25 protein-coding genes are annotated in these 20,918 nt (G+C 52.2%); 2 read left to right on the forward strand and 23 right to left on the reverse strand.

What is annotated here, in order from left to right:
* Positions 1-9: 9 nt before the first annotated feature.
* From fabF to NYR52_RS10850, 11 genes are all read right to left on the reverse strand, one after another.
* Positions 10-1,254 carry a beta-ketoacyl-ACP synthase II gene (gene fabF, locus NYR52_RS10800; RefSeq protein ID WP_259435631.1) on the reverse strand — a complete coding sequence of 415 codons (1,245 nt, stop codon included), beginning with the start codon at positions 1,252-1,254 and terminating at the stop codon, positions 10-12.
* A gap of 104 nt (positions 1,255-1,358) precedes the next feature.
* Complete coding sequence (locus NYR52_RS10805; protein WP_022736372.1) at positions 1,359-1,592, reverse strand: acyl carrier protein; 234 nt, start codon at positions 1,590-1,592, stop codon at positions 1,359-1,361.
* 56 nt (positions 1,593-1,648) lie between these two features.
* Positions 1,649-2,392: a 3-oxoacyl-[acyl-carrier-protein] reductase gene (gene fabG / locus NYR52_RS10810; RefSeq protein ID WP_259435632.1), complete on the reverse strand. Its 744-nt coding sequence runs from the start codon at positions 2,390-2,392 to the stop codon at positions 1,649-1,651.
* Between the two features lie 22 nt (positions 2,393-2,414).
* A complete protein-coding gene (gene fabD / locus NYR52_RS10815; RefSeq protein WP_259435633.1) occupies positions 2,415-3,362 on the reverse strand; it encodes an ACP S-malonyltransferase in 948 nt (315 codons plus the stop codon).
* 20 nt (positions 3,363-3,382) lie between these two features.
* The gene (locus tag NYR52_RS10820; RefSeq protein ID WP_132222984.1) at positions 3,383-4,426 is read right to left on the reverse strand and encodes a beta-ketoacyl-ACP synthase III; all 1,044 of its coding nucleotides are present in this window, start codon (positions 4,424-4,426) and stop codon (positions 3,383-3,385) included.
* Positions 4,377-5,366 (reverse strand): phosphate acyltransferase PlsX, encoded by a 990-nt coding sequence (gene plsX, locus NYR52_RS10825; RefSeq protein ID WP_259435634.1) that lies wholly within the window; start codon positions 5,364-5,366, stop codon positions 4,377-4,379. Before plsX ends, NYR52_RS10820 begins: the two co-directional genes overlap by 50 nt.
* Before the next feature lie 12 nt (positions 5,367-5,378).
* Complete coding sequence (gene fapR / locus NYR52_RS10830) at positions 5,379-5,951, reverse strand: transcription factor FapR (protein WP_022736377.1); 573 nt, start codon at positions 5,949-5,951, stop codon at positions 5,379-5,381.
* A 128-nt stretch (positions 5,952-6,079) separates the two neighbouring features.
* On the reverse strand, positions 6,080-6,262 hold the full coding sequence (gene rpmF / locus NYR52_RS10835) for a 50S ribosomal protein L32 (protein WP_083465011.1): 183 nt from the start codon (positions 6,260-6,262) through the stop codon (positions 6,080-6,082).
* Between the two features lie 56 nt (positions 6,263-6,318).
* The gene (locus NYR52_RS10840; RefSeq protein ID WP_132222243.1) at positions 6,319-6,837 is read right to left on the reverse strand and encodes a YceD family protein; all 519 of its coding nucleotides are present in this window, start codon (positions 6,835-6,837) and stop codon (positions 6,319-6,321) included.
* Positions 6,838-6,878: 41 nt separating this feature from the next.
* Entirely contained in the window at positions 6,879-7,967 is a 1,089-nt protein-coding gene (locus NYR52_RS10845; protein WP_132222245.1) for a SepM family pheromone-processing serine protease, read from the reverse strand.
* A complete protein-coding gene (locus tag NYR52_RS10850) occupies positions 7,948-8,757 on the reverse strand; it encodes a patatin-like phospholipase family protein (RefSeq protein ID WP_132222247.1) in 810 nt (269 codons plus the stop codon). The genes NYR52_RS10845 and NYR52_RS10850 overlap by 20 nt, the downstream gene beginning before the upstream one ends.
* Before the next feature lie 94 nt (positions 8,758-8,851).
* Between NYR52_RS10850 and spoVV the strand changes: the two genes are divergently transcribed.
* The gene (spoVV, locus tag NYR52_RS10855; protein WP_246026932.1) at positions 8,852-10,063 is read left to right on the forward strand and encodes a dipicolinic acid transporter SpoVV; all 1,212 of its coding nucleotides are present in this window, start codon (positions 8,852-8,854) and stop codon (positions 10,061-10,063) included.
* 203 nt (positions 10,064-10,266) lie between these two features.
* Here the strand turns inward: spoVV and coaD are convergent, their stop codons facing one another.
* The 10 genes from coaD to NYR52_RS10905 form a co-directional block, all read right to left on the reverse strand.
* Entirely contained in the window at positions 10,267-10,749 is a 483-nt protein-coding gene (gene coaD / locus NYR52_RS10860; RefSeq protein WP_132222249.1) for a pantetheine-phosphate adenylyltransferase, read from the reverse strand.
* Positions 10,746-11,318, reverse strand: coding sequence for a 16S rRNA (guanine(966)-N(2))-methyltransferase RsmD (gene rsmD / locus NYR52_RS10865; RefSeq protein WP_132222251.1), 573 nt, complete (start codon positions 11,316-11,318; stop codon positions 10,746-10,748). The genes coaD and rsmD overlap by 4 nt, the downstream gene beginning before the upstream one ends.
* A gap of 273 nt (positions 11,319-11,591) precedes the next feature.
* On the reverse strand, positions 11,592-12,074 hold the full coding sequence (locus NYR52_RS10870; RefSeq protein ID WP_132222253.1) for a hypothetical protein: 483 nt from the start codon (positions 12,072-12,074) through the stop codon (positions 11,592-11,594).
* Between the two features lie 105 nt (positions 12,075-12,179).
* The gene (locus tag NYR52_RS10875; protein WP_022736385.1) at positions 12,180-12,482 is read right to left on the reverse strand and encodes a hypothetical protein; all 303 of its coding nucleotides are present in this window, start codon (positions 12,480-12,482) and stop codon (positions 12,180-12,182) included.
* Between the two features lie 114 nt (positions 12,483-12,596).
* Positions 12,597-14,645, reverse strand: coding sequence for an ATP-dependent DNA helicase RecG (gene recG, locus NYR52_RS10880; protein ID WP_259435635.1), 2,049 nt, complete (start codon positions 14,643-14,645; stop codon positions 12,597-12,599).
* A complete protein-coding gene (gene sdaAA, locus NYR52_RS10885) occupies positions 14,642-15,535 on the reverse strand; it encodes an L-serine ammonia-lyase, iron-sulfur-dependent, subunit alpha (protein ID WP_259435636.1) in 894 nt (297 codons plus the stop codon). Before sdaAA ends, recG begins: the two co-directional genes overlap by 4 nt.
* Before the next feature lie 209 nt (positions 15,536-15,744).
* On the reverse strand, positions 15,745-16,401 hold the full coding sequence (gene sdaAB / locus NYR52_RS10890; protein ID WP_054096012.1) for an L-serine ammonia-lyase, iron-sulfur-dependent subunit beta: 657 nt from the start codon (positions 16,399-16,401) through the stop codon (positions 15,745-15,747).
* A 26-nt stretch (positions 16,402-16,427) separates the two neighbouring features.
* Positions 16,428-17,297 carry a fatty acid kinase binding subunit FakB gene (gene fakB, locus NYR52_RS10895; RefSeq protein ID WP_132222257.1) on the reverse strand — a complete coding sequence of 290 codons (870 nt, stop codon included), beginning with the start codon at positions 17,295-17,297 and terminating at the stop codon, positions 16,428-16,430.
* Positions 17,298-17,316: 19 nt separating this feature from the next.
* The gene (gene fakA, locus NYR52_RS10900; protein ID WP_375163149.1) at positions 17,317-18,996 is read right to left on the reverse strand and encodes a fatty acid kinase ATP-binding subunit FakA; all 1,680 of its coding nucleotides are present in this window, start codon (positions 18,994-18,996) and stop codon (positions 17,317-17,319) included.
* A 12-nt stretch (positions 18,997-19,008) separates the two neighbouring features.
* The gene (locus tag NYR52_RS10905) at positions 19,009-19,374 is read right to left on the reverse strand and encodes an Asp23/Gls24 family envelope stress response protein (RefSeq protein WP_022736391.1); all 366 of its coding nucleotides are present in this window, start codon (positions 19,372-19,374) and stop codon (positions 19,009-19,011) included.
* Positions 19,375-19,819: 445 nt separating this feature from the next.
* On the opposite strand from NYR52_RS10905, the gene rpmB reads away from it, so the two are divergent.
* Positions 19,820-20,008 carry a 50S ribosomal protein L28 gene (gene rpmB, locus NYR52_RS10910; protein ID WP_022736392.1) on the forward strand — a complete coding sequence of 63 codons (189 nt, stop codon included), beginning with the start codon at positions 19,820-19,822 and terminating at the stop codon, positions 20,006-20,008.
* Between the two features lie 64 nt (positions 20,009-20,072).
* On the opposite strand, the gene spoVM is transcribed toward rpmB, so the two are convergent.
* Together spoVM and NYR52_RS10920 are read right to left on the reverse strand one after the other, a co-directional pair.
* A complete protein-coding gene (spoVM, locus tag NYR52_RS10915) occupies positions 20,073-20,162 on the reverse strand; it encodes a stage V sporulation protein SpoVM (RefSeq protein ID WP_083465010.1) in 90 nt (29 codons plus the stop codon).
* Positions 20,163-20,251: 89 nt separating this feature from the next.
* Positions 20,252-20,917 carry a thiamine diphosphokinase gene (locus NYR52_RS10920; RefSeq protein WP_259435637.1) on the reverse strand — a complete coding sequence of 222 codons (666 nt, stop codon included), beginning with the start codon at positions 20,915-20,917 and terminating at the stop codon, positions 20,252-20,254.
* Position 20,918: the final 1 nt, after the last annotated feature.

Consider the following 20,918-nt stretch of genomic DNA (forward strand, 5'->3'; position numbering starts at 1 on the left):
TTCATCCCCTTACGCTTCCGCAAACTCTTTGATGCAGATGGTGGCATTGTGCCCGCCAAAACCGAGTGAGTTCGAAATGGCGGCCCGGACGCGCGCCTTACGCGCTTCATTCGGCACATAGTCCAAATCACATTCGGGATCCGGATTTTCCAAATTGATTGTCGGCGGAATGATTTGCTCTTTGAGCGTAAGCGCCAGCACTGCCGCTTCAATCGCTCCCGCCGCACCCAGCAAGTGCCCCATCATGGATTTGGTTGAGCTAATCGCCAACTTATGCGCATGTTCACCGAAAGCAGCTTTGATCGCCATCGTCTCAAATTTGTCGTTAATATCGGTTGATGTACCATGGGCGTTGATGTAATCTATGTCCTCCGGTTTCAGACCGGCATCGGACAGCGCCATCTCCATGCTTCGTTTCGCGCCATCTCCTTGTGGGTCGGGGCTGGTGATGTGATAGGCGTCAGCCGTCATCCCATATCCCACAACTTCAGCGATGATGTTGGCACCGCGTTTTTGTGCATGCTCCAGCGTTTCCAACACCAACACTGCCGCTCCTTCACCCATGACAAATCCGTCACGGTCACGGTCAAACGGACGGCTAGCCTTTTGCGGATCATCATTGCGGCTGGACAAGGCACCCATCGCCGAAAAACCAGCTATGGCCATTGGCAAAATGGTTGCTTCCGTGCCACCTGCCAACATCACATCGGCATCGCCGCGTTGCAACATCTTGAACGAGTCGCCGACGCAGTGCGTGCCGGTCGCGCAAGCCGAGATCGCCGCGCTGTTGGGCCCTTTGGCACCAGTGTGGATGGACACCATGCCCGAAGACATGTTAGCAATCATCATCGGCACAAAGAATGGGCTAACCCGGCGCGGTCCTCGCTCCATCAACACGCGATGTTGGTTTTCCAAAGTCGACAGTCCGCCGATCCCGGAGCCCACATAAACCCCTACACGGTTGGCGTCCACTTTGTTCATGTCCAATTCAGCGTGCTTCAGTGCTTCTTTGGCCGCCGCCACCGCAAATTGCACAAATCGATCCATGCGGCGTGCTTCTTTTTTATCTATATAATTCAGCGGGTCAAAATCCTTGACCTCTGCGGCAATCTTCACTGCATAGTCCGTTGTGTCGAAATGGGTGATGTTCCCCACCCCGGACTTGCCTGCGATCAGATGATTCCAGAATGTGTTTACATCGTTACCAAGGGGAGAAATTATTCCAAGACCGGTGATCACAACCCTCTTATTCACCTGATCCACCGCCTTTCTCAACATAGCTGATACGCTTTTTAGTACGTTGTGTATAAAGTCCCGCAACAAGAGCGGGACTTTATACAGTAAGTATGAAGTAGCGATTAATTATGTTTGTTGATATATTCTACAATATCTCCAACCGTGGAGATTTTAGCAGCTTCATCATCGCCGATCTCCAATTCGAACTCATCTTCCAATTCCATGATGAGATCCACTACGTCGAGTGAGTCGGCACCCAAATCTTCTTTGATGGACGCTTCCAGCGTCACTTCCGCCTCATCCACATCCAGACGCTCAACGATGATCTTTTTTACACGTTCTAACGTATCTGCCATATCTTTCACCTCCCCTCAGTATTATACGGGACAACTTCCCCACAAGCAATGTCATCTTATTGCATCACCATGCCACCATCGACATGAATTGTTTGTCCGGTGATGTAACGCGCGGAGTCTGAAGCCAAAAACTTAACAGCCTCAGCGATGTCTTGCGGGGTACCATAATACCCAAGCGGTATCTCGGAACGCATTTGCTCCTTCAAGGCTTCGTCCAACACAGACGTCATGTCCGTCTCAATGAACCCAGGCGCAATGGCATTCACGGTGATACCACGGCTTGCCAATTCTTTGGCCGTGGTTTTGGTAAGTCCAATCAAACCTGCTTTGGCCGCCACATAGTTGGCTTGTCCTTGGTTTCCCGCCACGCCGACGACGGAGCTGATGTTGATGATGCGTCCGCCTTTTTGCTTGAGCATGGGTCGGATCACTGCTTTGGTGCAGAGGAAGGCGCCCTTGAGATTGGTGGCAATCACTTGATCCCACTCGTCTTCCTTCATGCGCATCAGCAGATTGTCACGCGTAATGCCCGCATTGTTCACCAAAATATCGACGTGCCCAAAGGTGGACACCACCTCTTTCATCGCCGCATCAACTTGCTCCTTGTCAGATACGTCCACTTTCAAGGCTAAGCCTTGCCGGCCCTTTTCCCGCACAGATTGAATCGTTTCTTCTGCAGCCGCATGATTCCCGGCGTAAAAAATGACGATATCGGCGCCGGCTTCTGCCAATGTAATGGCAATCGCGCGCCCAATCCCCCGCGATCCGCCCGTTACCACTGCCGTCTTACCGTTTAACATACCCGGTTTCCCTCCTGTTCATCTAGCTGAGAGTTTGAAGCTGTTCAATCGCTTGCTCCAGCGTTTGTGTATCCTGGATGGAAATCGCCTTCACTTTGCGGTCAACCTTTCTCACCAGACCAGTGAGTACACTGCCGGCACCCACTTCCACAAAAGTGGTCACCCCTTGATTCAGCATGTATCTCACGCTATCCTCCCACAACACGGGCGAAGCGACTTGCTTAACCAACAATTCCACGATTTCCGCCGAACTCGAAACAGCTTCCGCCGTCACGTTGGCCACGACCGGCACGGAGGCGTCGTGTACAATCACTTGACTCAGTGCCGCTTTAAGCCGTTCGGCCGCTGGTTGCATCAGAGAGGAGTGGAATGGACCACTGACCGACAGAGGAATAACCCGTCTCGCTCCCGCTTCTGCCGCCTGTTCACCTGCTTCAGCTACTGCGGCGGCATGTCCGGAGATGACGATCTGGGCCGGTGAATTGTAATTGGCTGGCTCAACCACATGCCCCGCTTTGGACACGCTCCGGCAAACCTCATCCAACTTGTTGCGCTCCAGATTCATAATTGCGGACATGGCCCCGACACCCGCCGGCACCGCTTCTTCCATGTAGATCCCCCGCTTGCGCACGGTCGTTACCGCATCGCGGAAACTCATCGCTCCCGCCGCTACCAGCGCGGAGTATTCTCCAAGGCTGTGTCCTGCCACAAAATCCGGCGTGAGTGGTAATTTTTCCCGCAACGCGGCATACAACGCGACACTGGTGGTCAAAATGGCGGGCTGCGTGTTGGCCGTCAAGCGCAACTCCTCTTCCGGGCCGTGAAAACAAAGCTCCGACAATGCATAGCCCAATGTGGCGTCCGCTTCTTCAAAAATCTGCTTCGCCGTCTCGCTGTGTTCGCAAATGTCCTGCCCCATTCCCACTGTTTGCGATCCTTGTCCCGGAAAGATCAAAGCGATTTTACCCATCATGTCTCCTCCCATTGCACTTAATCAAGCGCCCATTTGAGTATGGTGGCACCCCAGGTGAGTCCTCCGCCAAACCCGCACAAGGCCAGTGTGTCTCCTTTTTTGATCTTGCCTGATTTCACTGCTTCATCCAAAGCCACCGGCACAGATGCCGAAGACATGTTGCCATAACGATCCAAGTTGACAACCACCTTGTCCTCAGTTAGACCGAACCGCTTGACCGCCGATTCGATGATGCGGATGTTGGCTTGGTGTGGGATCAGGAAATCGATGTCCTCTCTGCCAAGACCAGCTTTAGCAAGTGCTTCTTCTGTCGCATTGCCCAGCACACGGACAGCAAATTTGAACACCTCTCTGCCGTTCATATAAATGAAATGCAAGCGTTCATCCAATGTCTGTTGAGATGCCGGCTTACGTGAGCCGCCCGCTTCCAGCTTCAGCAAGTCCTTCCCTGAGCCGTCCCCTCCCAATTCGTAAGAGAGGAAACCGTATCCGTCTTCAACCGGGCCAAGCACAGCCGCCCCTGCGCCATCCCCAAACAGGACGCAGGTGTTACGGTCTGACCAATCCACGATGCGGGACAGGCATTCCACCCCAATCACCAACGCGTACTTATACATGCCGTTCTGGATAAATTGGGCTGCGGTAGACACCCCGTACAAAAACCCAGTGCACGCTGCGGAAAGGTCGAACGTTGCCGCCTTGGTCGCACCGAGTTTGTCTTGCACCAAACAGGCTGTCGCTGGAAACGACATATCCGGCGTCACTGTCGCCACAATGATCAAATCCAGCTGGTCAGCTGTCAATCCCGCATGGGCCAAAGCCCGCTCAGCTGCTATGACAGCCAAATCAGAGGACGCTTGGTCCGGGGCGGCGATACGCCGCTCACGAATCCCCGTTCTCGATACGATCCACTCATCATTGGTGTCGACCATCTTCTCCAAATCGGCATTGGTTAGCACTTTTTCGGGTACATATGCACCTGTCCCAAGAATTCCAACTGCGCCCACGCCGTCACTCTCCTCTCCCACGCGAAAATTCCGCTTCCAGTTGAACCATGACATTGTTTTCAACAAATCGGCGCGCCTGCCGTATCGCATTGAAAAACGCGGTGGCGTCAGACGATCCATGAGCTTTGATGATCGAACCGGCCAGTCCCAGCAACGGAGCGCCGCCATGTTCTTTGTAATCCATCTCTTTGGCGAAACGCTTCAATCCCGGCTTCAAGATGGCACCCGCCAGTTTGGTGAGCAGATTTTGTGTAAGCTCCTGTTTCAGGCGATCAAAAACGGCTTTAGCAACTCCTTCCGTGTTCTTCAACAGGATGTTGCCGCTGTATCCGTCGCAGACCAACACTTCACACGGCCCATACAACACTTCACGCGCTTCAACATTTCCCAGAAAGCGAAGGGATTCGTCTTCTTGGAACAAAGCGAACGCCGCCTTGTTCAATTCCGTCCCTTTGCCCTCTTCTGTCCCGATGTTAAGCAGGCCCACGCGCGGGGCTTCAAATCCCAACACCCTTTCGGCATACACACTGCCCAATTTGGCGTATTGGTGCAAATGTTCGGCACGTGCCTCGGGGTTAGCCCCTACATCCAGCACCAAAATCCCTTTCCCTGACAAGGTCGGCAAAACCGGTGCTAGCGCAGGCCGATCGACCCCAGGCAAACGTCCCGTGTAAAACAGGCCCGCAGCCATCAGCGCACCCGTATTTCCGCCACTGATAAAAGCGTCGGCTTCTTTCTCTTTCACCATCCGGCATCCAACGACAATGGAGGAATCTTTTTTCCGGCGGACCGACCGTACGGGTTCGTCGTCTGGTTCAATGACTTCTGTTACTTTTTTAAAGACCACTCCCGGCAGCGGCTCCGGCAAGACGCTCTCATCGCATCCCACAAGAATGATGGTGGTGTCGGGCCACTCTCGCGACGCCATTTTAACCCCTTCGATCACCGCTTGAGGGGCATGGTCTCCACCATGCGCGTCTATTGCAATCCGCATTGTTGTTCCTCCTCACATGGATACACGCCCGTCTTCCAAGCGGTACACATCAAAAATTCCTTGGAAGACAATCTCGCCATTCACTTTGGTTTTCACATCCACTTGCAAACTGTTGTTAATTTGCTTTCTGATAACCTTAGCGTGCGCTATACATTTCTCTCCCAATCGGACGGGGCGCACAAATCGAATTCCCGCTGATCCCGTCAAAGCCACCTCTGCATCGACGATGGCCACCGCAAGCGAGTTGGCCTGGGCGAAAAGGATATGCCCCCGGGCGATCTGATTGCGGGCGAATACATGCTCTTTGTTTATCTCCAGAATGGACACACCACTTTGATCCAGTTGCAAATCGACAATCTCTCCGATCACTTCTTCCTGCAACAGCGATTTTACAGGATCAAAATGGTTCTCCGCCATGTGCTTGATTCGTTCCCGCAATTCGGGAATCCCCAATTCAACGCGATCCAGACGAATCGTTTGGATGCTTACATTACACCGCTTGGCCATTTCTTCGTCTGTCAAAAATGGTTCTTCCTGAAAGGATTGAGCGATTATCCTTTGTCTCTCTTTTTTTGGGATGCGCATAGCGGAGCCCACCTCTCTTTAATACCACATTCTAATACCAGGTACTAAGTCAGTATATAAAAAAAATGCTTATTGGGCAATGGAAAAAATATAAAGAGCCGACTTCACCGTCGGCTCTTGGCTCGCTATTACTCGTTTACTACGCCTTCAACTTCAGAGCCTTTGTAGTGCCCACACTCTTTGCACACGCGATGGGAAAGCTTTGGAGCTCCACATTGCGGGCAATTTACCATACCTGGTACGGAAAGTTTGAAGTGGGTGCGACGTTTGCGCTTACGAGTTTTAGAAGTGCGTCTAAATGGTACTGCCATACTGTTTCACCCCCTATAAGAATGTAACATAAGACCGGGAAGTTTTCACACGTCTTTTATTTGTTTTGATCGAGCCAATCCTGCAAAGCCGCCAAACGTGGATCGATCTTCTCCACTTGGCAATTGCAGGAATCAGCATTTTTATTGACGCCACATTTTGGACAGAGTCCTTTGCAATCTTCCCGACACACCGGAATGTAAGGTAGTTGGAGCATAAGCGCTTCCCGAATGTATGGGGAAAGATCCAACTCGTTCCCTTCAAAATAGTGGATCTCCTGCTCCTCTGTCTCCACGGCCCGATGCGCCTCATCCGTGAACAACTCCGTCCACTTGACATGAACCGGTGTTTCAAACTCTTGCAAGCAGCGCGAACAAGTGAAAGTCGCCTTGCTTTCCTCTTCGACATCTGCTTCGATCAAGTGTGGATCGAGCCGCGTCACACGGGCCTCGACCTCTACGGGCGCTAACCGAATCAGCCCTGGGACTTCACCAGGCATCGTGTCCAGAGCGACCGTTTCACGTATCACGAGTTGCCCGTCTTTTGCTTGGTTCAACTTGTGCAGGGAAATCTGCATGATTCCACTCCTTGTGTAAAAACAGGGTTATTATAAGACACTTAAGCGACACCTGTCAATGTTTTTGACTTGAAAGATGCCTGTTCCCTCGGCGGCAACTTTTTCAGCGCCTGAACTGCTTCATCCAAATTGGACACAGGAATCACTTTCATCTTGATTCCCAAGCGCTTCACCGTTTGCTTAGCCGTTTTTTCATTTTGATCTTCGGGACGAATGTCTTTGGGGCAAAAAAACACATCCATGCCCGCTTTATCCGCGGCCACTACTTTATGCTGAATCCCCCCGATCTGTCCAACTTCCCCCTCTGCCGTGATCGTCCCCGTTCCCGCAATCCGGTACCCTCGGGTTAAATCTTCCGGAACCAACCGGTTCAAGACCTCCAAAGCAAACATCAGGCCTGCGGAAGGGCCACCGATCTCCCGGGCATCGATGTGGGTAGGGGGTGTTGTTTTCACTTCCACTTTTTCCACCGGCACGATTCCCAGCCCAGCACGCGGCTTAGACCCCGGGTCAACCCGCAAAGGGACCAAGAACGCGGTAATTTGCATCTCTTTGCCATCGCGCAAAAGAGTTAATGCCACACGTTCACCCGCTCGTTTGCGGCTGAGACGGGATATCAATTGCTGTGTCGAATCAACTTGCTCTCCGTCAATCCGCTTGATCACATCCCCTTCTTTAAGAGAAGAGGCTCCTTCTTTCAGCACTCGCTCCACTTCAACTCCCAACACTTTTTGGGAAACAGGCCGTTTGGCATGGCGAAAGGCGGCCACGATTGCCTGATTCTGTGACAAGCGCATATTGATGGTTTGTCTGCGCTGGTAATCCTGCTTATCCTCATCCTCGGCCAAAATGTTTTCTTCTGGAACCAGTTCGGTAGTACTTGTCCAGCGCGACAGCAATAGGTCGACAGGAGCCCCCTGCTTCATCGATATCGTGGTCAGCCGAAAACTCCCTTCCTCGTTGCCCTTTTCTTTGCCAACGGTCACCAAGGGCCCCACTTCCACCACCTTGCCAGGGCCGATGGCAAAGTAAGGGATGGGGATCAAAAAAGCACCTCCGATCAAAAAACAGAGGATGGAAAGGGCAATCACCCCCCAAATATTCCGTTGGTCAGACCGATTCAAGCTCATCTCGTGATTTCTCTCCTTGCCAATTCTCAATTAACGCCAGCAGTTGGGGCAGAACTTTTCGCGCTTCCCTTTCTCCGCGCTTGACGCATTCATCCATCCGGTTAAACGCCGTCGGCGAAATGTCAGCCACATCGGGATGGATGAGGAAATCCGCCATCGGCCAGCGCTGGCTGGTTATTTCTTTCTCCATGATAACTAAAGTTTGTGCAATCACATCAAAAATATTTTTGATCTTGGCTTTGTTTACCCTGGGGATGACATCAACGGCAATCACAAAATCCGCTCCCATTTCCCGCACCACCGATATCGGAATGCGATCAATGACGCCCCCGTCGACCAATATCTGATCACCGATCCGCACCGGTTCAAATATGCCGGGAATGGCAATGCTGGCACGCACCGCGACATCAATCGGCCCCTCTTTGAATACAACCGGCTCCCCTTTGACTAGATCAGTGGCCACGATCCTCGCAGGAATCGGCAGTTCTTCGATCCGTTTGCGGTGAGCCAACAGGCGGATCAGTTCTTGCACTTTCTCTCCCATAACCAAGCCCATTTTGGGCACCGTCAGATCCAACCAATGCTTCACCCGTAGACCGGAAACCAACTTTTCGCACAAATCCAAATTCAATCGATTGGCCACCATGACTGAAACCACGCTTCCCATGCTGCTCCCAGCCACATATTGGACATCGATTCCCGCTTCCTTCAATACCTTCACCACACCCAGATGCGCCATCCCTCGCGCACCACCTGAACTCAACGCCAGGCCGATTTTGGGGCGTGCCATGAACCACCCTCCATTCTTAGAATAAACGGTCTAAATCACGCACGTTTTACGTAGACATGTTAATGTCTGAGTTGTCCACGAGGAGAGAATAAATATGATGCAACCCCTTCTCCGAAGTCAATTAAAAACGGTCACATTTGCGTTCATCGCGTTTTTTATCGCGGTTGTGCTACTGATGTATCCGGAGCAAGCCTTCCGCTCATCCATCCGGGGATTGTCAATCTGGTGGGATGTCGTGTTCCCGGCATTGCTCCCTTTTTTTATCACGGCAGAGATGATGATGGGCTTCGGAGTCGTCCATTTTATGGGCGTTTTATTGGAACCCTTGATGCGGCCCTTGTTCCGCGTACCAGGTGCAGGCGGTTTTGTAATGGCAGTGGGATTGATTTCAGGCAATCCGATGGGCGCCAAACTTACCTCCCGCTTACGAGAACAGGGATTAATCTCACGGGAAGAAGGGGAGCGCCTTGTTTCCTTCACCAGCACCGCCGGACCGCTGTTTATCTTTGGAGCCGTGGCCGTCGGTTTTTTTGAGAGCACCTCAGTCGGCATTATCCTCGCGCTCGCCCATTATTTAGGAGCGTTTGCCGTCGGCTTCCTCATGCGATTTCATGAGCCGAAAGCGCCACCTTCCAAACCGCCGGTCAAAAAAACAGGCTTCATCCTGTTGCGAGCCTTGCGGGCGATGCATCGAGCCCGCCTGCAAGATGGCAGAACACTCGGACAATTGATCGGCCAAGCAGTCACTTCGGCCGTGCAAACCCTCTTATTGATCGGTGGATTTATCATGATGTTCTCGGTGCTCACGCATTTAGTCAATTATGTGGGCGTAACCACACTATTCAACAGGGGCATCGCGCACGTTTTGGAGTTTTTATCCTTTCCGGCCAGCCTGTCGGAAGCGATTACCGCCGGCATGTTTGAAATCACATTGGGATCGCAACTAGCTAGCGCCGCTTCGCCTGCTATTCCGCTGATGTTCAAATTGACCATCGTCAGCCTAGTCATCGGCTTCAACGGGCTTTCCATCCACGCGCAAGTGGCAAGCATGATCAGCCGAACGGATATCCGCTACGCTCCGTACTTTGTAGCCCGCTTGTTACATGCGATCATCTCCAGCGCTTTGACTGTTCTATTGTATCCGTTGTTGCAAAAGCATTTGCACCATATGCCCGCAGCGGTGTCCGTGTTTCATCCGCTACGAACGCCGTTGTGGACGGGATTGGAATGGACTTCCATCACGATCTTGGTTTTGAGTTGTATCTTTATTTTATGTGAACGCATACGCCATCGTTCCATCTCTTGAGAATGAGGGGAGCTCTCATGCTGTGGCAGTGTGAGAGCTCTTGTTTCTTTTGCGGTAGGGCCCTGAAGAAAGGAGATGGGAAGCGCTAAAACACCGTTTTTTTCATTCACTGCACTTGTCCATCAGCGTTCATCAGAAACGGATGTTTTACCGCCTCCCATATATCCATACACACTTGCCCAGCCCGCTTGGAGTGCAGGAAATTATTCGCGGCCAAATTTTTTGGCCAATGCCATTGCCACATGATTTGGTACCAACTCTTTGACATCGGCTCCGTGTTTGGCCACTTCTTTCACCATGCCGGAACTGATAAACGAATGTTGATTGCTTGTCATCAAAAAGAAGGTTTCCGCTTCCGGGCGCAATTGGCGGTTGGTCGATGCGAGTTGCAATTCATATTCGAAATCAGAAATCGCCCTGAGGCCGCGCAGAATGACGTTAGCTTGCCGCTTGTGCAAGTAATCGACGAGCAAGCCGTCAAAACTGTCCACTTCCACCATCGGCAAATGAGCCGTCGCTTGACTGATCAACGCTTTGCGTTCTTCTACACTGAACAGGGGCTTTTTGGACGAGTTGACCAATACAGCAACAATAATCTTGTCAAACACCTTGGCCCCACGCTCAATAATATCCAAATGGCCATATGTAATCGGATCGAAACTTCCTGGATAGACGGCTACTTTCATATGTTTTCCCCTTCTTTCTCTTCCGTTGTATACAACGTCATCGCCACGTCACCATAGGACAAGCTACGGAAAGAGGTCAGTCGCCCCACCTTTTCAGGCATGGAGATTTGGCTTGGGTGCTCCGCCACCACTACCCCCTCCTCCGCCACCAAACCAAGCTCGGCGATCTCCGTCAAAGCGGGAATGAGCAATTGCTTGTGGTAAGGCGGATCGAGAAAAATGATGTCAAATCGAATGCCCCGTTCGTTCAAGGTTTTTAATGCCGCCCTGGCGTCGCGGCGCATGATTTCCACTTGGTCCGACAACTTTGCCAACGCTGCGTTTGCTCTGACCGTCTCACAACTTGTCCTAGATTGATCCACAAAAAAAGCGCGCTCCATCCCTCGACTAAGCGCTTCCAAACCTAATGAACCCGTACCGGCAAACAAATCGAGGGCGTATCCGCCGTCGAAAAACGGACCGATCACCGAAAACAGCGATTCCTTCACACGGTCAGCCGTCGGTCGAACATGTTGGCCAGGCACCATTTTCAGCCGCGTTCCTTTGCGGTTGCCAGCAATAATTCGCATGGATTGTCACCTTGCTCCTCTTAGTTCAATTGAACATAACACGTTTAATCCTACCATAAAGAAGATCTAAAATAAAATGATTGCAAGATGTATAAAAAAGGGTAAACCGGCAATCCTAATTGATGACAGCGTCGTGATGATGTTGTCAAACCGCGGAGAAGACTTACGTTTCCCCATAAGCTCTTCCTCCGGTTTCTCCTCTCCCATTAAGTATCTGACACCGATGTTGTGGAAGATACATCGGGCTCGCGGAAATATCCGCGAGCCTATTTTTTACGATCTGGCTTTCCCTTTTCTCGCTTTCGTTTTTTTGGACCGCTGTGACAAGCGGATTTGAGACAATTCATCAAAACCGGGCGGACATTCCTCCATGTCGTTTTGCGTATCCCAGTCATCCGCGGCCAGCTCGGAAAAATCGGGCCATTCCACTTCATCCAGCCGTGACGTCGGCTCAGATGATTCGGCATAAGGCGAAAACTTCTTCTTTTTTCCGTCCCCTTTGCGCTTTTTATCCACTTCCATCGGCGTGGGCATTTCGTGATGCGGCTCCCATCCACCACCGAAAATCCAATCCTCTTCCCAGCTGTCAGCCATGTACTCGGAGAAACCCCGGTTTGACGGTGGCTTCGGTTCCCCCATCGCTCCGGCCTCTTCCCATGGAAATTCATCGATGAAGCCGAAAACGGGTTTTTCCAGATTTTGTGTTCTGAGAGCCCGCTTATTCATCACATTTCTTTTCGGGTGCTTTTTCTTCATTCCTTTCCTCTCCCTTAGGTGGTCAAATCAATCCCTATACCATATGAAACCACGGCAACCACCGTATGGATGGACACCCATGCCCGCCGCCTAAATCGCTGACGATCAGATTCGCACCATATTCGCTTCAAACGGGGTGATCACCCCTTCCATCACCAACATTTGCAAGGTGCGCCTAGACAGCTCTCTGTATCGCGGCGAACGTTGGATCATTTGCACTTCATGCGGTGTGAGAAAGCGGTACGGCAACTGGTTAGCAAATGCCAGCAGTCCCATCAGCCCTTGCGTTCGCCGAATCATCTTCGCTTGGCGAACCAATTCTTTTAGCTGCTCGGTAGTCACCGCTTCCCTGCCAACCGTTTGGTTGATCTCCTGCGCCAATTCACGGTAAAACGCTGTTTTACTCACACTGTTCACCCCCGTAGTGTCAACGCTTCATCTTATGCATACGCTTCCGGGCATGACTGTGCGCCGCAAAGCCAGCCCCGAAAACACCAAAAAGCCCGTCTCAATTAGACGGGCTTAATCAAGCTTGAGCGTTTCCAATTGGTTTTCACGCAAATATTCCACGAGGGGACGCCACTCGGGACGGGTGGTAAAGTCCGGTTGATTCACCAACCATGCCGCATCCGTGCGCGCCACCTCCAATACCCGGACATCTTCATTCAAATCGGCTAACTTGAAATCGGGGAGGCCACTCTGTTTCACACCCAAGAAATCACCCGGTCCGCGCAATGCCAAGTCTCGGCGAGAAATTTCAAATCCATCCGTCGTTTCGGTCATAATGCGCATCCGTTCCACGCCCATTTCCGACTTAGGATCAGCCACCAGCACACAGGTGGAAGCACCCCCACCGCGCCCAACCCGGCCACGCAATTGGTGCAATTGCGCCAAGCCGAAGCGGTCGGCGTCATAAATCACCATCACTGTCGCATTGGGCACGTTAACACCCACTTCGACCACAGTGGTTGACACTAGCACTTGCACCTCATTTTCCGCATAACACCGCATCACTTCTTCTTTTTCCGCCGGGGCCATCCGTCCGTGCAACAAGCCGACCCGGATCGGTGCCAACTGTGTAGCCAGCTGTTCAAACACTTCCTGAGCGTTTTCCAAATCCAGCTTCTCTGACTCTTCAATCAGCGGACAAATCACATAAGCTTGGCGCCCACTTTGGCACTCCTTGGCAATAAAATTGACGATGCGGGGCCACAGGTCTTTTTTAACCCAATACGTGTCAATCGGCTGGCGGCCAGCTGGCATTTCGTCAATCGTCGACACATCCATCTCCCCGAACACGGTGATCGCCAATGTGCGTGGAATCGGTGTGGCTGTCATATGCAACACATCCGGTGCGCCCCCTTTTTGCCTTAAGGTAGCCCGTTGTTTGACGCCAAAACGATGCTGTTCATCCATGATGACCAAACCCAAATCACGATAAACCACCGCTTCTTGAATCAAGGCGTGAGTGCCAACGACAACATTGGCCAAGCCCATCTGAATCTGCCCCAGCGCTTCCCGCCGCTCCTTGGCTGTCATGCTTCCCGTCAATGGGACGACATTCACCCCAAACGGTGCTAACAGCTTGCTGATGGAGCTAGCATGCTGATCAGCCAAGATTTCCGTCGGCACCATTAGCGCCCCTTGGTGTCCACTCAAATAGTTGGCGTACAAGGCGATGGCGGCCACCACCGTTTTTCCCGAACCCACATCTCCTTGTAACAAGCGGTTCATCTGGTGTGGCGCCTTCATGTCGGACAAAATTTCCTCAACCACGCGTCGTTGCGCGCCGGTCAGCGGGAATGCCAGCTTAGCAATGAATGCTTCCACCTCGTCGTCAGAAAACCGATGGGCGATCCCTTCCGTTTCCGTGCGGGTTATTTTTTTCAACCACATGAGCTTCAGTTCATACAACAGCAATTCCTCATACACCATACGGCGTCGCGCTTGCATGCCTTCCTTTTTGCCTTTGGGAAAATGGAGGTAGTACATGGCCTGGGCGCGCGGGATCAGTTTATACCGCTCACGCAATTCCTGCGGCAAGATTTCTTCTATCTCCCGCCCATATTGCGTAAATGCTTCATAAATCAATTTGCGCAACCAATGCATTTTGATCGAACTGGTGACAGAATACACCGGCTCCAACCGACCCAGATGCTTCTCCTGTTCCACTTGACTCACAAATGTGCGGTCGGCGTTGATCGAAAGACGATGCCGGTCCCATTTGCCGGAAACGACCAATGTTTGGCCAGCCCGGATCTTGTCTTTCAAATAAGCTTGGTTAAACCAAATAACATTCACCATCACACCGTCGACATCCAGTTTGACGGTCATGCGTGACTTTTTCTTATTGAACCAGCGGACGCTTGGCTGTCCAAAAACCTGCCCTCGCACCGTCACTCGGTCATCGTGTTCAGCTTGCGACAAATCGCTTAAGCGATAATCTTCATAACGATAAGGGTAATGCGCCAACAAATCGGCAATCGTGTGAATCCCCAGCTCGGCCAAATCTTGTTTCCGTTGCTCTCCCACTCCGGGAAGGGCATCCACCGGAATTTGGCTCAAATTCATGATTTCTGGTCGATCGTCCCAAAAATTTGCCGTTCCAGCACCCGGCCTGTGGGAGTAGCAGCCAAACCGCCCAAAGCTGTTTCACGCAGAGCCACGGGCATCGATTGGCCGATTTTGTACATGGCATCGATTACTTCATCTGTAGGGATCACACTTTTCACACCCGCCATTGCCATATCTGCTGCCACCATCGCAATGGCAGCACCCATCGCGTTTCGTTTAACGCAGGGCGCCTCCACCAGGCCGGCTACCGGATCACACACCAAGCCGAGCATGTTTTTCAATGCGATGGCTACCGCTTCCGCAGACATCGAAGGCGTTCCTCCGGCCATCTCCACCACCGCCGCTGTTGCCATCGCCGTAGCAGAGCCGACTTCAGCTTGGCATCCGCCAGCAGCTCCTGAGATACAGGCGTTGTTGGCAATACAGAAGCCAATCGCTCCCGCAGTGAACAATCCACGGATCATCGTTTCCCTATCGGAACCCAGTTTTTCCGCCGCAGTAGCAATCGTACCTGGCAGAATCCCGCATGCTCCTGCTGTCGGGGTGGCGACAATCGTGCCCATGGCCGCATTCACTTCCGAAACGGCAGTGGCTCGTGAAACCGCATCCAATACTGTCCCGCCTGAAAGCAAGACCGGTGCGGTGCGCTTGTACTCCTGTATTTTTTTGGCATCTCCGCCCGTCAAACCGCTATGCGAGCGAATGTCTTCGGTCAATCCCCGTTTAATCGCTTCAAGCATCACATCGAGGTTGCGCCCCATCTCATCAAAGATGTCTTCCTCCGGCCGATTAAACACCGTTGCTTCGTGGGCAAGCATCACATCTGATATTTTCAGGTGTTCTGATTCCGCCAGCTCTACCAATTCTGCCACGGTTCGAAACTTCATCGTTCCAATCCCCTTCTCTGTCACATAATTTTCCGGATCTATTGCCACACCCGTTCCCAACGCAAGCGGGGCTTCACCCCTTTTCCATTCAAACCGGAAAAATCCCTTTTTATCTCCATGATAAACCATGCGAAAGCAGCGCAGGGTTGCCAATATCATCCGTCAAAGAAAACCGCCGGTCGACAAGGAACGGCGGTTACTCTGGCGGATTATAAAATCGTCACGGCATGGATGCCGGGTAAGCTCCTGATTGCCGCTTGCACTTCTTCCTCCACTTTCTGATCTGTCTCGATAGACATCAGTGCTTGGGAGCCTTTTTCTTTCCGCGACACTTGCATAAATCCGATGTTGATTTGATGTTTGGCCAATACAGTGGCCACACTGGCTACCGCTCCGTACTGGTCTTGGTGCAAAACGAGTAGCACAGGATCATTGCCTGACAACTTCAAGTCAAAACCGTTCAATTCGATGATCTCCATCTTGCCGCCGCCGATCGAGACACCCACCACTTCCACTTCGCCCTCTTCATCCTCCAAACGGATCCGCGCCGTATTGGGATGATCCGTCAGCTCTTCAGATTCCCGAAAAATGATCTCCATTCCTTCTTCCCGGGCAATGTCGAGCGATTGCACCATTCGTTTGTCAAAAGTATCAAAATCTAACAGTCCACCTGCCAGTGCAACATCGGTTCCATGCCCGCGGTAGGTTTTCGCAAACGATCCGTACAGCGTGATGATGGCGCGCTTGGGCTGGCGTCCGAAGATCGTCCTGGCCGCACGTCCGATTCTTGCCGCCCCGGCTGTGTGAGAACTTGAAGGACCAATCATAATGGGACCTATAATATCAAAAACAGTTCGGTACTTCATTTTTCCACCTCAATCACGACAGCAAGTTAACTTTCCTCCACGGGAACCAGCAAACAACCGATGGTGCCTGGTCCCGCGTGGGTTCCAACAGCCGGTCCAAGATCGACAACGACCACTTCTTTGACATCGAACAACTCTTTGACTTTTTCCAGCCAGATATCAGCTTGTTCTTTTTCATCGGCATGCAGGATCGCCGCAGAAACCGGTCCGGATGGCCCCTTCTCTTTCAATATCTCAAACGCTTTGGCTTGCGCCTTGTTCTTCCCACGCGCCTTGTCGATCGCGTAAATCTCGCCTTCGTCATTGATTGAGATAATCGGCTTGATGTTTAAGAGCGAACCGACTAACGCTGACGCCTTCCCGATCCGGCCACCTTTTTGCAGATATTCCAAGGTATCGACCAATGCCACAAGTAATTGCTCCTCGCGCAAGCGCTGAACCAATTCTTGCAATTCGGCCAAAGAGCGCCCCTGTTTCGCCGCCCGGGCCGCCATCACCACGAGCACGCCCAGCGCGTATGTCACTGCCCGGCTGTCAATCACCTCGATGCGGATATCGGGGTATTCCTCTTCAATCATCGATTTAGCCAACAACGCCGTTTGGAAAGTGCCGCTCATCTTGGACGAAATATGGATCGACAAAATCTCCTTCGCCCCGGCTTCAATCGCTTCCCGATACGCCTCGGTGATCTCAACCGGAGACGGTTGCGAAGTCATCGGCAGATCCGGCGTGCTTTTCATCTTTTGATAAAACTGAGCGGGCGTGATCGTCACCCGATCCAAATACGATTCTCCCGCCACTTGAACTTTGACCGGAATGACCGTGACATCCAGCTCCTCGATCAGATGTTGCGGAATGTCGGCAGTGCTGTCACAAAAGACTTTCACATTTCCCATGCTGAGACCTCCCACAAGCTTATTCTACGGCGAAGAGATAGTAGTAAACCGGTTGCCCGCCTTCATGGACTTCTACTTCCACATCAGGATGTCTCTCCGCGATCGCTTTTTGAAGGGCTTCGGCTTGGTCCGCGGTCACATCTTGACCGTAGATGATCGTCACCACATCCGCCCCTTCACCGATCATCCGCGTCACCAATTCCACCGCCGTTTCGGTCACTTCCTGGCCGACCAGCTCGATCTTGCCTTCGCGGATTCCAAGGTAGTCACCTTTTTTGATCTCATGCCCGTTCAGCTTGGAATCGCGGATGGCGTAAGTAAGCTCACCCGATTGCACCGCTTGGTACGCTTCCCGCATACGCTCTTCATTGGCAGCCGGCTCTGCATCGGCATCAAAGGCCAATAAAGCGGACAAGCCTTGCGGAATGGTGCGCGTCGGCAGCACGGTCACTGGTGTGTCAACCACTTCGCCTGCTTGCTCTGCCGTCAAAATGATGTTCTTGTTGTTGGGCAGGATGATGACATGCTCCGCATTGATACGGCGGATTGCTTTGACAATCTCCTCTGTCGAAGGGTTCATCGTCTGACCGCCTTCAATCACCACATCTACTTGCAGCGAACGGAAGATGTCAGCAATCCCCGGGCCTGCCGCCACGGCCACAATGCCGTACTTTTTGTCCGGCGCAGCTTTTGGCGCAGGTTTGGCTGCTGGTGCTTCGCCGGCCGCTGCTGCGTGTTGTTCACGCATGTTGTCGATTTTGATCCGTGTCAAATCCCCATATGCCATGGCGCAGTTGAGGGCATCCCCCGGAAACTCCGCATGGATATGTACTTTTACCAATTCTTCGTCGGATACAACCAGTAGCGAGTCGCCAAACTGGCCGATTTCGTTGCGAAACACCTCTTCGTCGAACGGTTTGGTTTCGCGGCGGTCGGTTTTCAGATTAATGATAAATTCCGTGCAGTAGCCGTGTTCGATTTCCGATGGATCGATCTTGGCCTGGAAATTCTCATGCGCCATCGAAGCCAGTGTATCCAGATCGGGCAACGCGGAAACTTCGGTAGCTTCAGCCGTTACTTGTCCGGAAAGGGCAGCAAACATCCCTTCATAAATAAAGACCAGCCCCTGACCGCCGGCGTCGACAACCCCTGTCGTCTTCAGCACGGGCAACATGTCCGGCGTCCGCGCCAGTGTCCGCTTGGCTTCATTTAACACCGTTTCCATGATCACCAACGGATCTTCAGTGCCCCAAGACCGCTTCATCCCCGCATCGGCAGCCTCGCGCGCCACCGTCAAAATGGTCCCTTCAACGGGTTTGATCACGGCTTTGTAAGCCGTCTCCACCCCACGTTGAAACGCGTCGGCCAGTTGGCGGGCGTTAATCCGCTCCTTATCGGCAACTGCTTTGGAGAAGCCGCGGAACAACTGGGACAAAATCACGCCCGAGTTGCCGCGCGCACCCATCAAGAGCCCCCGAGAAAGCGCTTCCGCCAGCTTACCCACGGTCTCAGCCGTGGCAGATTTCTCCATTTCCTGCACACCGGAAGTGATGGTCAGGTTCATGTTGGTTCCCGTATCCCCATCCGGCACAGGGAAAACGTTCAGGGCATTCACCGTTTCCACATTATTATTCAAGCTACGCGCACCGGCGCGCATCATCTGTAAAAACATTGTTGCGTCAATAAATTGCTGTCCCAACAGTGTTCCTCCTTAATCCTCATTCACCAGCCGCACACCCTGTACAAAGATGTTGACTTGATTCACCTTGAGTCCAATCATTTGGTCAAGGGTATATCTCACTTTTGATTGAACGTTGTGAGCCACTTCCGAAATCTTGGTGCCGTAGCCGACAATAATATGCATGTCGATCACGATTTCACCGTGTTCCGAACGTACTTCAATCCCTTTGCTCAAGTTTTCCCGTCTCAGCAGTTCAGTGATTCCGTCCTTCAGTTGACTGCGCGAAGCCATGCCAACAAGACCGTAGCAATCCATCGCAGCAATGCCCGCTACCGTCGCAATCACTTCATTGGCCACTTCGATTTGTCCATATTGCGTGGAAACTTCTAAGCTCATACATATTCCTCCCGAAGTGAGGTTTCTTTGCTAACTAGAACAATTGTACAATACTGTCAAGATGATTTAAAGGATAACAACACATTCATGATACTGAACTCTTCTGCACCTTGCAAGTAAAGAAGAGGTATGCTACAATGTGCTGGTGTTTAGTCCTTATCGAACGGATGAAGGAAGTCGGCTGGACAAAGCGGTAAACTGTACTGCCAGTCCGGCACCTTTCCGATGACAATGAAATCCGTGGCACCGCTGGGCCGGCGGAGTGCGCTTGGGTCGCCCTTCCATCGAAGCGGTCACTCAAGAATCCCCAGTCTTCCATTATGGGGAAAGGCCATCAGCATGACGCAGGAAGATGGACGATCCTGCCATTTTCGTTGGGGCTTCCCACTGGATCCTATCCATCCCCGGAAGCCTTTCGCACGAAAGACAGAGGAGGTGCAGAAGAATGGCTCGCGTATGTTATATTACTGGCAAAAAAGGACGTACCGGAAATAAAGTTAGCCACTCCAACCGCAAAACCAAAAAGAAATGGGGAGCAAACGTACAAAAAGTGCGTATCCTCGTTGATGGCAAACCAAAACGCGTATATGTGAGCACCCGTGCTCTCAAATCCGGCTTGGTCACCCGCGTGTAAAGCCAAAAGAAAAAGCACCTCACCGGGTGCTTTTTTTGTTTTTGCAACAACTGGGGGTTGATGCTCAGTCTTTCTTCAACATGCCTAATATCGCTTTGACGACGCCGCCTAGAAACTTGGGCAGCTTGATGGTATAGAAACGCAACGTTCTCACCCCTTAACCGTCCCGGTCGAATCGACCGCGATACATGTCATCAACTTATTTATATTCTATAGGGTGAAAATGGTACCTAGAACAGGGAATTAAGGGACGAGCCCTTCCCTGCTCTCCACCACCAAAAGCTTCCCTGCTTGGATCGCCACCATCGCTTCGGCGTCGCTCCATTCATTGCTGATCCCCCTGCTCTCGATGCGATGCAGGGTTTCGCTGTGCAACGGATATTTCAACCCGACCGTCCGCACGCCCTGCACCTCTTTCGTCAGCGGAATCAATGACACGTACTGAAAACCTTGCCGTGGGAGGGAGAGTCGGCCCGGTCCGACCAACAAGCGGATGCGGTTGGTGCGGTGGAGCAACACGCCGCCGACACCCTGCTCCGCCAACCACTCCAACAAAGCGATGTTGGCCAACATGTGATCATATCGCTGGCCGCCGAGCGCCCCCAAGATCCGCACTTCATCCGGTTCTCGCTCCACGGCTTTGATCAGCGCGAAATGCAAATCGGTCACCGCTTTTTCCGCCGGCAATGCTTCTGTCGGCACCTTTAGCCGGGCCAATTCGCCCACGAATCCGCGACCCGTCGTATCAAAATCACCCACCGCCAAGTGTGGTTTCATTCCCATCCGCAATAAAGCTTGTGCTCCCGCATCTGCCGTGATCACAAATCCCGGTTCCACTTGGATGGCCATCAATTCTTCCTCGGTCACCTCGCCCCCCGCGACCACATAAACCATCGGTTGCCGAGACAAA

The organism is Laceyella sacchari (genome assembly GCF_024927925.1).
GTDB classification, from domain to species: domain Bacteria; phylum Bacillota; class Bacilli; order Thermoactinomycetales; family Thermoactinomycetaceae; genus Laceyella; species Laceyella sacchari.

Excerpts from the sequence above, each read along its gene's own strand:
- NYR52_RS10845 (WP_132222245.1), bottom strand. The coding sequence starts at position 7,967 with ATGAGCTTGAATCGGTCTGACCAACGGAATATTTGGGGGGTGATTGCC.
- sdaAB (WP_054096012.1), bottom strand. The coding sequence starts at position 16,401 with ATGAAGTACCGAACTGTTTTTGATATTATAGGTCCCATTATGATTGGT.
- fakB (WP_132222257.1), bottom strand. The coding sequence starts at position 17,297 with ATGGGAAATGTGAAAGTCTTTTGTGACAGCACTGCCGACATTCCGCAA.
- fapR (WP_022736377.1), bottom strand. The coding sequence starts at position 5,951 with ATGCGCATCCCAAAAAAAGAGAGACAAAGGATAATCGCTCAATCCTTT.
- fabG (WP_259435632.1), bottom strand. The coding sequence starts at position 2,392 with ATGTTAAACGGTAAGACGGCAGTGGTAACGGGCGGATCGCGGGGGATT.
- NYR52_RS10850 (WP_132222247.1), bottom strand. The coding sequence starts at position 8,757 with ATGGCACGCCCCAAAATCGGCCTGGCGTTGAGTTCAGGTGGTGCGCGA.
- NYR52_RS10840 (WP_132222243.1), bottom strand. The coding sequence starts at position 6,837 with ATGCAGATTTCCCTGCACAAGTTGAACCAAGCAAAAGACGGGCAACTC.
- plsX (WP_259435634.1), bottom strand. The coding sequence starts at position 5,366 with ATGCGGATTGCAATAGACGCGCATGGTGGAGACCATGCCCCTCAAGCG.
- NYR52_RS10870 (WP_132222253.1), bottom strand. The coding sequence starts at position 12,074 with ATGAAGAAAAAGCACCCGAAAAGAAATGTGATGAATAAGCGGGCTCTC.
- rpmF (WP_083465011.1), bottom strand. The coding sequence starts at position 6,262 with ATGGCAGTACCATTTAGACGCACTTCTAAAACTCGTAAGCGCAAACGT.
- rpmB (WP_022736392.1), top strand. The coding sequence starts at position 19,820 with ATGGCTCGCGTATGTTATATTACTGGCAAAAAAGGACGTACCGGAAAT.
- rsmD (WP_132222251.1), bottom strand. The coding sequence starts at position 11,318 with ATGCGAATTATTGCTGGCAACCGCAAAGGAACGCGGCTGAAAATGGTG.
- sdaAA (WP_259435636.1), bottom strand. The coding sequence starts at position 15,535 with ATGAAGTTTCGAACCGTGGCAGAATTGGTAGAGCTGGCGGAATCAGAA.
- fabD (WP_259435633.1), bottom strand. The coding sequence starts at position 3,362 with ATGGGTAAAATCGCTTTGATCTTTCCGGGACAAGGATCGCAAACAGTG.
- NYR52_RS10905 (WP_022736391.1), bottom strand. The coding sequence starts at position 19,374 with ATGAGCTTAGAAGTTTCCACGCAATATGGACAAATCGAAGTGGCCAAT.
- coaD (WP_132222249.1), bottom strand. The coding sequence starts at position 10,749 with ATGAAAGTAGCCGTCTATCCAGGAAGTTTCGATCCGATTACATATGGC.
- NYR52_RS10805 (WP_022736372.1), bottom strand. The coding sequence starts at position 1,592 with ATGGCAGATACGTTAGAACGTGTAAAAAAGATCATCGTTGAGCGTCTG.
- NYR52_RS10820 (WP_132222984.1), bottom strand. The coding sequence starts at position 4,426 with ATGTCATGGTTCAACTGGAAGCGGAATTTTCGCGTGGGAGAGGAGAGT.
- spoVV (WP_246026932.1), top strand. The coding sequence starts at position 8,852 with ATGATGCAACCCCTTCTCCGAAGTCAATTAAAAACGGTCACATTTGCG.
- recG (WP_259435635.1), bottom strand. The coding sequence starts at position 14,645 with ATGAATTTGAGCCAAATTCCGGTGGATGCCCTTCCCGGAGTGGGAGAG.